Below are 8,706 nucleotides of genomic sequence, written 5' to 3' on the forward strand. Positions count from 1 at the left end.
AGTGGAAGCGAGGCTACTCACGGTTCGTCCCGAGTGTACATCAGGGCGAAGCTACATCCTTCACGACTTTGGGAAGGCGGGCGGCGATTTCGCCTGCGAGGAGGCCGGCCGTGCCGTAGTCCTCGCTGAGCGCTTCGCCGGTGGCGCCGTGCAGGTATACGCCCAGACAGGCAGCCTCGAACGGCGCCGCGCCCTGGGCGAGATACCCGCCAATCACCCCGGCCAGGACGTCGCCACTGCCGGCGGTGGCGAGCAGCGGATTGGCGAAGGGGCTCAGGCTCGTGCGCCCGTCAGCCGTCGCGATGACGGAATGGGCTCCCTTGAGCACGACTGTGCAGCCGTACTTCGCCGCCGCCTCACCCGCGATCGCCAGCCGGCGCGACTGGACATCGGCCACGGTCGTCTGCATGAGGCGGGCGAGTTCCCCGGGATGGGGCGTGAGGACGGCGTTCGGGGGTACGCGCCCCGGCCCATCGGGTAGGGAGGCGAGGGCGTTGAGCGCATCGGCGTCGATGACGACGCCGTTCGCGGCGTCCTGAAGGTCAGGCAGCGACGCCCAGATGAACGCCCGGATCTCGGCGTCGTCTCCCAGCCCCGGCCCCACGACCGCGGCGCTGAATTGCAGCCACTCGTCCCGGAGGGCGATGGCGGTCTCGCCGGGCAAGCCTCCGGAAGGGGTTTCCGGCTGGGGAAGCCAGGTGACCTCCGGTGCGGCGCCGGCCACCAGGCCTGCGACGCGCTCGGGAGCGGCGACGGTGACGAGGCCGGCCCCCGACCGGTAGGCCGAGACGGCGGCGAGCTGGACAGCCCCGGCGTAACGCCGGCTTCCTCCGACGACGAGGACTTTCCCGAACGTCCCCTTGTTCGCATCTTCCGGCCGCTTCGGGAGGTTTAGCCGGACCCAGCGCGACGTCAGCAGTTCGAGCTTTACGGCTTCCTGGGCGGCCTTCGGGATACCGATGTCGATGACCTGGACCTTGCCGAGGACCGCGCTGGCCGGAGCCTGGTACATCCCGACTTTGGGCAGGCCAAAGGTGACGGTCATGTCGGGCTCGACGGTGTGGGCGTCGACGGCGCCGCTGTCGGCGTTCACTCCGGTCGGCAGGTCGACGGCGACGAGCTTCGGCGGCTGGTAGCCCGAGCGGGCGGCGGCCAGCTTATCGAGGGCAACGGCCATGGGCTCGCCGGGATCGAGCGGACGCGCTTGCCCGATGCCGAGGAGCGCATCGACGACCAGGTCGCAGCCCATGAGGGCCGCATCGAGCGCAACCTGATCAGCGTCTTCGCGACCATCGACGAGGACGATCTCCCGCTTGCGAATTTCTTCAAGCCGGTCTTCGCGGCGATGGCCCTTGGGCATGTAGACGGTAATGCCGGCGCCCCAATCGAAGAGGTGGCGAGCAGCGACGAGGCCATCTCCGCCGTTGTTGCCGGGGCCTGCGAGGACGACGATACGGCGGCCTTCGAGGGTGCCGAGCAGCATCCATGCTTCCTGGGCGACGGCGAGGCCGGCTTCTTCCATGAGTTGCGCTTCGGAGCTGCCGGCGGCGACGGCCGCCTGTTCGAGCTCGCGCATTTGCGCCGCGGTGACGAGTTTCATCGGAGCCCCTTTTCGCGGATAAGCGCGAGGGCGCTCTCTCCCCTGCGCGGAGTGTCTTCGAGTTCGGTCATGGCGCGTTCGCCGATGACTGAGGCCATTGCGAGTTCGTTCGAATGGGTCATCGAGATTTCGAGCCCGCGCATTTCGATGTCTTCCGCGCGCTTTGCCCCGCGGCCGTAGAGAAACACCAGGGGCTTGCCCCGGCGGTTCGGGAGGACTTCGATATCCCGCCAGCCGACGCCGCGGACGCCGGTGCCGAGCGCTTTCATCACGGCCTCTTTCGCGGCGAAGCGGGCTGCCAACTCCGGGATGCGGCCCCGGCAGTGGGCGATCTCGTCGGGCGTGTAGACGCGGTTGAGGAAGCGGTCTCCGTGGCGAGAGACGACGTCGGCGATCCGGTCGATTTCGATGATGTCGATGCCGTGGGCGAACTTGCGGTCCATGCGCGCCGGATCGTACGCGAGAGCCGAGGTTCGCGCTGAGGTGGCGATCCCGACACGACGGTGTCGCGGACTTCAGGAAACCACCAGCTTTTCGATAATCACGATGGTGAACCGGGATGCCGCAGGCCCGGCGCCAGGAACGATCGATGGTTTCGCAGGACCGCAGAGCGCATCAGCGCTACCCCGCATGGTTCCCGATCAATGTCCGGATCGACGACGACCTGAATCCGAGGGCGGCGATGCTCTGCGACATCTCGCTGGGGGGAGCGCTGGTCTGGGGTTTCTGGGATGACCAGGGGGGCGAGCGAGCGGCGCTCGAAGTCACCTTCCGGTCGGATTCATCGAGCATCCCGGCGCGGATCGTCTCGGTCGAACGCCAGTGGGACACCGTGATCCTGCACCTCCAGTTCCCGCCGGGCCTGATCGAGGGATCCCCTGCGTTGGGGGGTCTCATCGAGGAACTCGCGGACCACTTCAAGGCCTACCAGGTGTACCTCGCCCATCGGGCGGACGACGACCCTTCGCTCGGGCGGACCGCGACGCAATACCCCATCGACCGCGCGAGCGCGTAGCGGGCTCGAAGCGCACAGCCTCCACGAAGGCGTATTGTTCGAGGCACACCACCCCGGAGGACCTGCTCATGGCCGCTGCCGACTTCCTGGCAACCTGTCCCGAAGACCTGGGAATCGATAGCGAGAAGCTCGAAGCCGTATTCGCCCGCGCCAGGCGCGATGTGGACGATGGCACGCTGAAAAGCGCGCAGGTGGCAGTCGCTCGCCACGGGAAGCTTGCCGGGCTGCGGACCTATGGGACCGTGCAGCACGGCGGGGTGGAACGAGAGGTCCCGGCGACGGATCGGACGCTCTACACGATCTTCAGCTGCACCAAGGCGATCGTTGGTGCTGCGACATGGACGGTCTGTGAAGACGGCCTCCTGAGAATCGAGGAGAAGGTCAGCGACATCATCCCGGAGTTCGGGACGAACGGGAAAGAGAACATCACGGTGGAGCAGGTGATGCTCCACATCGGCGGATTCCCGCTTGCGCCGATGGCGGCGACGGAATGGGACAACCGGGAACGCCGGCTTTCACGGTTCGCCCAGTGGCGCCTGAACTGGGAGCCAGGATCGAAGTTCGAGTACCACGCGACGAGTGCCCACTGGGTGCTCGCTGAGATCATCGAACGGAAGACAGGGAAGGATTTCCGGGCGTATGTCCGCGAACGCATCCTCGACCCCATGGGCCTCGACGACTTCTATGTTGGCCTGCCAGCGGCAGAGGGCGGGCGCGTCGCGGACGTGCGCCACCTGGTGCCGCCGACGCCCCCACCTGGTGGTTGGGGCGAAGTGACTCCCGATGCGATCAAGACGTTCAACCGGCCAGAAGTGCGGGCGGTGGGCGTGCCCGGAGGCGGCGGAGTGGGAGGCGCGGCGCAACTCGCGATGTTCTATCAGCCTCTCGTGAACGGCGGCACGACAGCAGGGGGGACGCCCATCATGAAGGCGGAAACGATCGAATGGGCCACGAAGGTGCGCACCAAGGAACACCATCGCGACCCCCTTTTCAACGTGCCGGTAAACCGGGCACTGACGGTCGTGGTCGCGGGCGGAGACGGAAACACCCACATCCGGGGATTCGGCAAGACAACTTCGGCCAGGGCATTTGGGCACGGCGGCGCAGGAGGCCAGATCGGCTGGGGTGATCCCGAGACGGGTATCTCAGTCGGATACACCACGGACGGGTTCGTGGGTGACGTGCTGCAGGGAAGACGGGGAGTGGCGATCAGCAGCCTCGCGGCACAGGTGCTGGCCTGATCCGATTTCCCGGTGTCGCGGGGGTCGTTCAGGCGGCGCGGTGGCTATCGAGCGCGGCGATCTGCTCGCGAAGGCGGCGAATCCGGCGGATGCGGTAGCTGTTCATGACGAGGCTGGCGTCATCGAGGAAGACGGGGCCTTCGCAGCGGCTGCAGTGGATCAGTGTCGATGGGTCTTCTCCCTCGCCGAGCTGGCGCCCGCGGAGGCCGCCGATAGTGAGGTGTGCGCCCTTCTGGCCCACCCAGCGTCCATCTTCGAAGCCGCAGTGGAGGCACTTGACGTTCCCGATGACCAGCATGACCCACCTCCTGACGGAGGGAGTATCGCGGGCGGGCATCTCCTGCCGGGATCGGGGAATCCCCTTGTGGAGTCTCCCGAGTCCCCGCGAATCGCGGAGACGAGGCAGGCGCACGCGCTACTCCTTACCTTTAGGTACGGCAGATTAGCGCGCCAGGCACAACAGATTCGGGAAAGCCCTAGCTGGTCTGGGAGACGTTGTCGACGCGGTAACGCATCGTGCCCTGGGGGGCTTCTACCTCGACCTCATCGCCGACGCGGCTGCCCAGCAGTTTCTGGCCGACCGGGGACTCGACAGAGATGCGACGCTCGCGGGCGTTCGCCTCGCGGGAGCTTACGAGCTGGTAGGTTTCCTGGCGGTTGCGGCCGACGTGAGTGACGGTGACCATCGACCCGAGGGCGGCGAGGCCTTCGTCACGGCCGGAAGCATCGACAAGCACCGCACGCTTGAGCGAGGTCTCGATGCGCTGCTTGCGGTCGTTGGTGAAGGCGAGCGCTTCGCGCGCGGCGTGGTAAGGGGCGTTCTCTCGAAGGTCTCCATCGGAACGGGCGTGCTGAATGGCCTTGACCAAGTCGGGAACTTTCGACTCGATCTCGGAGAGTTCGCGCTTGAGGGCGTCGATACCGTCAGCGGTCATCTCGATCGGCGCTTCTTCAACGCGAACAGCAGCACTGCCGGCGCGGCCACCGGTGCGGCGCACACGGACGTTGATGCCGAAGTTGGAGTTGCAGTAACTCTTCTTCTTCAGGAACTGGAACCAGGCCTTGAGGGCTTCTACGCGCTTCTGGGCATTGGGGTCCGACGAACGAATCTGACTCTCGGAGTAGCTTTCGACGCGGCTGCCGCTGAGGCTCGAGCAAAGGGTCTGGGGATCTGCGTGCTCGACGTACTTGCGGACGTAGTGTTCGTAATCGTGCCGTTGGGCGGGCTTGAGGGACTGGAGGTATTCGTGGAGGGCTTCGCCGAGAGTGACCTGAGTGACTGTCGCACTCTGCGATTCATTCGTCATGATCAGAATGTATCATCGATCAGGTGAACGTGCGTAGCGTTAAGCCGCTCGCCCGATGAATTGGGACGAACTTCCGGGGCTGTTCCCGGCGCTGGCGGAGCCGGAGCGCTGGCTCCCATTGCTCAAGGCCCACCTCGCATATATCGCGGAAGCAGGCGAACACACGCGCGTAACCGCGGTCGCCCCGGACGATGCAATCCAGCGCCAATACGCGGAGTCCCTGGAGACCTGGCGCATCGCGGTTGAGGCCCTCGGAGCGGCGCCGCCCGAAGTCGTCGACGTCGGGAGCGGCGGCGGCTACCCGGGCCTCGTGGTCGCCTGTGTCGCACCGGAAACCCGAGTTTCGCTGGTCGAGCCGCTGCAGAAACGGGCTCGCCTGCTGGAAGCGGTTGCCTCGGCCGTTGGGCTGGCGAACGTTGAAGTGTTTGCGCAACGAGCGGAGGAAGCCGGGCGGGGCCGGCTCCGGGAGACCGCCACGCTGGTTACGGCGCGCGCGGTGGCGGCGCTGCCCGAACTGTTGGAGTACACGACGCCGTTCGCACGGGCGGGCGGCATCATCGCCCTGCCCAAGGGCAGCGCGATGGCGGGAGAGCTGGCGGCCGCCACGAGCGCGATGAGGGAGTTGGGGTGTGAGCCGATGGACTCAGTGGCGATGCGCCCCGCGATCAGCAAGACCGTCTCTGTGGCACTCTTGCGCAAGGTGGCCGGCACGCCCGAACGGTATCCGCGCAGGCCGGGCGTGCCGGGCAAGCGGCCACTGTAGGGCGTTCGCTACCGCGTACTCCAATGATCAGATTGTGTTCCGCGACATCGCAGAGTCGTGCTATAGTTCGCGCGACCGGCCGGGGGGTCGCTTTCGGGAGTAAGCGCGCCCACCGATTCCGACCCGGGAAGGCATGCAGGAGGCAGCATGGACCCCAACTTGATTCTCAACAAAATTCTCCGCCTGGCGCGGCTGGACACGACGGTTTTCGACGAGGTCCGGGACGACGCCAACGAACTCATCCCGGCGATGATCGTGGCGGGCGTCAGCGCACTGCTGGCTGGCCTGGGAGCGACGCTCTTCTACGAGTTCAACTTCGACTACGGCCCGGAGAAGCCCTGGCTCAACACGTTCATCCTTGGCGGCGTCTTCATGGCGGCGCTCTACCTCGTCTGGGTACTGATCGCCTACGTCATCATCGTCCAGGTCTATAAGGCCTCGGCCGACCTGCAGTCGTTGCTGCGGACGATGGGCTACGCGGCGGTGCCGCTGGCGCTTTCGGTGCTGATGTTCATCCCGGTGCTCTACCCGGTGTTCGCAATCGTGCCGCTGGCGCTGCTGTTCGTGATGTCGATCTACGCGGTCCAGGCAGTGACCAATGCGGATTCGACACAGGTCGTGATAGCAAACACGGCGGGGTTCTCAGTGATGGTGCTGGTGCTGAGCATCGTCGCTTTCTCCAGCGACACGACGGTGATGGGCGCGGGACTGTTCTCGATTCTCCAGCGCATTCCCTGATCGTTCGCGACCACGAATCTTCTTCAAACGGCCGGGCTCGTTTCGGGGTCCCGGCCGTTTGGCTGTCCCGGCTGGACGTCCAATTCGCACAGCGCGGGACTGGCGTAGCCTTCGCTGAACATGCCGCGGGATAACGCAGCCGCAGCGCGCCGCAACGAGCGCCTCTACTACGCATTCCTCTTCCTGATGGACCTGGGGTTCTGGTTCGGGATCTGGATCAAGTACCTCACCGTTTCACGCGAGTTCGAGCTCAAGTACATCCTCCTCATGGACCTGCCGTTCTGGCTGATGGTGGCGGCGCTGGAGGCGCCGTTCGGCGCACTGGCCGACCGAATCGGCCACAGCCGTGTGCTCGCGATCGGGGCCGCGGTGTTCGCGCTCACAATCCTGGGCTTCGGCTTCACGACGAACTACTGGATGCTCTTCGCGGACTACATGCTGTGGGCGATTGCGGCGGCGTGCCGGAGCGGAGCCGACCAGGCGCTGCTGTTCGATTCGTTCAAGCAGGGGGGCATGGAAGGACGGTTCTCGAAGGTCATTGGCCGGGGGTTCGCGATCTCCATCAGCGCGGGCATGGCCGGGGTGATCATCGGCGGCGTGCTGGCAGCACAGACGAGCCTGGCGTTTACCGTGCAGGTGAGCTTCGCCGGACCGGCGCTGGCGACGTTCGTCGCGCTGGCGATGGTGGAACCGCACGTAGAACACGAGCGGCCCCACTACCTTGAGAACCTGAGGCGGGGGTTCACGTTCGCCTGGCGGACGCCCCAGGTCCGTTACACGGTGCTTCTCGGCTCGACGATCATGATGGCGGCCTTCGCGCCGGTGGTCCTGGTCCAGCCATTCCTCATCGAACACGATGTGGCGACCGGGCTATTCGGGGTATTCCAGGCTCCGCTGCGGCTAGCGGCCGTGGTCGCCGCGATCACTGCTCACCGGGTGGCAGCACGCACCGGCGCGCCCGCGATGTTCGCAGTGGCGTGCCTGGGCATGGTCCTGGCATTCGGCGGGCTTTCGGCCGTCGACCGGGTGGGGGTGTTCGCGCTGTTCGCGGTCCCGGCCATCATCCAGGGTTTCACGCGGCCGACCATCGACACCTATATCAACGAGCATACGCCGAGCGAGACGCGGGCGACGGTGCTGAGCGTTTCCTCGCTCGTGCTGAGCCTCCAGGTGGCATTCTTCGAACCGGTGATTGGTTTCATCACCGATGATGTGTCGATAAGGGCGGCGTTCGCGTTTGTCGCGGTGTACTTCCTGGTGGTGATGCCGCCGCTTTACCTTTTCTGGCGCCGGGCCTACGTGCCGTTACCCGGGCACGCACCGGAGGTTGGGGCCGAATCAATCTAGTTCGAACCTGTCGCTCGCCTTCCGGAGACGGATGAGACTGGAGTCGGTGAGCGAACGGGCGCGGGGTCCAGGCGCGATGCTTTTGGCCGGTCTTCAGGCCAGCGCGGTCTTGAGGGCGTTGCATGCTTCGGACAGCGCCTGCTTCGCGCCATCGAGCATCGCGGTGAGCTGGAGAAAGACGTGGACCTGGTCCTGGTAGATCGAAAGCTTCGCTGGGACGCCGGCATCCTGGAGGGCTTTGGCGAAGAGCTTCGAGTCGTCGAGCAACGGGTCCTGTGTGCCCACGATGAGATGCGCCGGAGGGAGCCCTCGGAGGTCGCCCTTGATGGGAGCGATGTAGGGGTCATCGGGTGATGCGCCGCCGGAGAGGTAGTGGTTGTAGAACCAGATCATCGCCTGACGCGTCAGGATCTTTCCTTCGCCATTCTCGATGACCGAAGGGAGGTCGTTGTTGGCGGTGAAGGCCCCATAGAGGAGGAGCTGGAGGCGCGCCGTGGGGCCGTTTTCGTCACGGAGGCGCAGAGCGGAAGCTGCCGTGAGGTTTCCGCCGGCGGAGTCGCCGCCGATGGCGAAGCGCGAGCCGTCCGCGCCGAATTCGGCGGCGTTCGCTACCGCGTACCTGATTGCGGCTACGCAGTCATCGAGTGAGGCCGGCGCCGGGTTCTCCGGGGCCATCCGGTAGTCGACGGAGACGA

General features: G+C 65.9%; 10 protein-coding genes. 5 read left to right on the top strand and 5 right to left on the bottom strand.

The window, feature by feature from the left end:
- Positions 1–40: 40 nt before the first annotated feature.
- Positions 41–1,600 carry an NAD(P)H-hydrate dehydratase gene (locus IPG14_RS04705; protein WP_343391034.1) on the bottom strand — a complete coding sequence of 520 codons (1,560 nt, stop codon included), beginning with the start codon at positions 1,598–1,600 and terminating at the stop codon, positions 41–43.
- Positions 1,597–2,043: a holo-ACP synthase gene (gene acpS, locus IPG14_RS04710; RefSeq protein ID WP_343388292.1), complete on the bottom strand. Its 447-nt coding sequence runs from the start codon at positions 2,041–2,043 to the stop codon at positions 1,597–1,599. The genes IPG14_RS04705 and acpS overlap by 4 nt, the downstream gene beginning before the upstream one ends.
- Before the next feature lie 116 nt (positions 2,044–2,159).
- On the opposite strand from acpS, the gene IPG14_RS04715 reads away from it, so the two are divergent.
- Positions 2,160–2,615: a PilZ domain-containing protein gene (locus IPG14_RS04715; RefSeq protein ID WP_343391035.1), complete on the top strand. Its 456-nt coding sequence runs from the start codon at positions 2,160–2,162 to the stop codon at positions 2,613–2,615.
- Between the two features lie 68 nt (positions 2,616–2,683).
- Positions 2,684–3,856 (top strand): serine hydrolase domain-containing protein, encoded by a 1,173-nt coding sequence (locus IPG14_RS04720; protein ID WP_343391036.1) that lies wholly within the window; start codon positions 2,684–2,686, stop codon positions 3,854–3,856.
- A gap of 28 nt (positions 3,857–3,884) precedes the next feature.
- Here the strand turns inward: IPG14_RS04720 and IPG14_RS04725 are convergent, their stop codons facing one another.
- Together IPG14_RS04725 and greA are read right to left on the bottom strand one after the other, a co-directional pair.
- A complete protein-coding gene (locus tag IPG14_RS04725) occupies positions 3,885–4,154 on the bottom strand; it encodes a hypothetical protein (protein WP_343385425.1) in 270 nt (89 codons plus the stop codon).
- Positions 4,155–4,332: 178 nt separating this feature from the next.
- Positions 4,333–5,163: a transcription elongation factor GreA gene (gene greA / locus IPG14_RS04730; protein ID WP_343385426.1), complete on the bottom strand. Its 831-nt coding sequence runs from the start codon at positions 5,161–5,163 to the stop codon at positions 4,333–4,335.
- Positions 5,164–5,218: 55 nt separating this feature from the next.
- On the opposite strand from greA, the gene IPG14_RS04735 reads away from it, so the two are divergent.
- The 3 genes from IPG14_RS04735 to IPG14_RS04745 all read left to right on the top strand — a co-directional run bounded on the left by IPG14_RS04735 (position 5,219) and on the right by IPG14_RS04745 (position 8,011).
- The gene (locus tag IPG14_RS04735) at positions 5,219–5,926 is read left to right on the top strand and encodes a 16S rRNA (guanine(527)-N(7))-methyltransferase RsmG (RefSeq protein ID WP_343385427.1); all 708 of its coding nucleotides are present in this window, start codon (positions 5,219–5,221) and stop codon (positions 5,924–5,926) included.
- A gap of 147 nt (positions 5,927–6,073) precedes the next feature.
- Positions 6,074–6,664 (top strand): YIP1 family protein, encoded by a 591-nt coding sequence (locus tag IPG14_RS04740; protein WP_343385428.1) that lies wholly within the window; start codon positions 6,074–6,076, stop codon positions 6,662–6,664.
- 120 nt (positions 6,665–6,784) lie between these two features.
- Positions 6,785–8,011, top strand: a complete 1,227-nt coding sequence (locus tag IPG14_RS04745; RefSeq protein ID WP_343391037.1) for an MFS transporter — start codon at positions 6,785–6,787, stop codon at positions 8,009–8,011.
- A gap of 93 nt (positions 8,012–8,104) precedes the next feature.
- Here IPG14_RS04745 and IPG14_RS04750 read toward each other — a convergent pair.
- Positions 8,105–8,706, bottom strand: a 602-nt coding sequence (locus tag IPG14_RS04750) for an alpha/beta hydrolase (protein ID WP_343391038.1), incomplete at its 5' end; no start/stop codon positions are given.

Source organism: Candidatus Amarobacter glycogenicus (assembly GCF_016704105.1).
Taxonomy (GTDB): domain Bacteria; phylum Chloroflexota; class Dehalococcoidia; order Tepidiformales; family Tepidiformaceae; genus Amarobacter; species Amarobacter glycogenicus.

Coding starts and splice junctions, on each gene's coding strand:
- IPG14_RS04720 (WP_343391036.1), top strand. CDS start 2,684: ATGGCCGCTGCCGACTTCCTGGCAACCTGTCCCGAAGACCTGGGAATC.
- IPG14_RS04745 (WP_343391037.1), top strand. CDS start 6,785: ATGCCGCGGGATAACGCAGCCGCAGCGCGCCGCAACGAGCGCCTCTAC.
- IPG14_RS04735 (WP_343385427.1), top strand. CDS start 5,219: ATGAATTGGGACGAACTTCCGGGGCTGTTCCCGGCGCTGGCGGAGCCG.
- IPG14_RS04740 (WP_343385428.1), top strand. CDS start 6,074: ATGGACCCCAACTTGATTCTCAACAAAATTCTCCGCCTGGCGCGGCTG.
- IPG14_RS04705 (WP_343391034.1), bottom strand. CDS start 1,600: ATGAAACTCGTCACCGCGGCGCAAATGCGCGAGCTCGAACAGGCGGCC.
- IPG14_RS04715 (WP_343391035.1), top strand. CDS start 2,160: ATGCCGCAGGCCCGGCGCCAGGAACGATCGATGGTTTCGCAGGACCGC.
- greA (WP_343385426.1), bottom strand. CDS start 5,163: ATGACGAATGAATCGCAGAGTGCGACAGTCACTCAGGTCACTCTCGGC.
- acpS (WP_343388292.1), bottom strand. CDS start 2,043: ATGGACCGCAAGTTCGCCCACGGCATCGACATCATCGAAATCGACCGG.
- IPG14_RS04725 (WP_343385425.1), bottom strand. CDS start 4,154: ATGCTGGTCATCGGGAACGTCAAGTGCCTCCACTGCGGCTTCGAAGAT.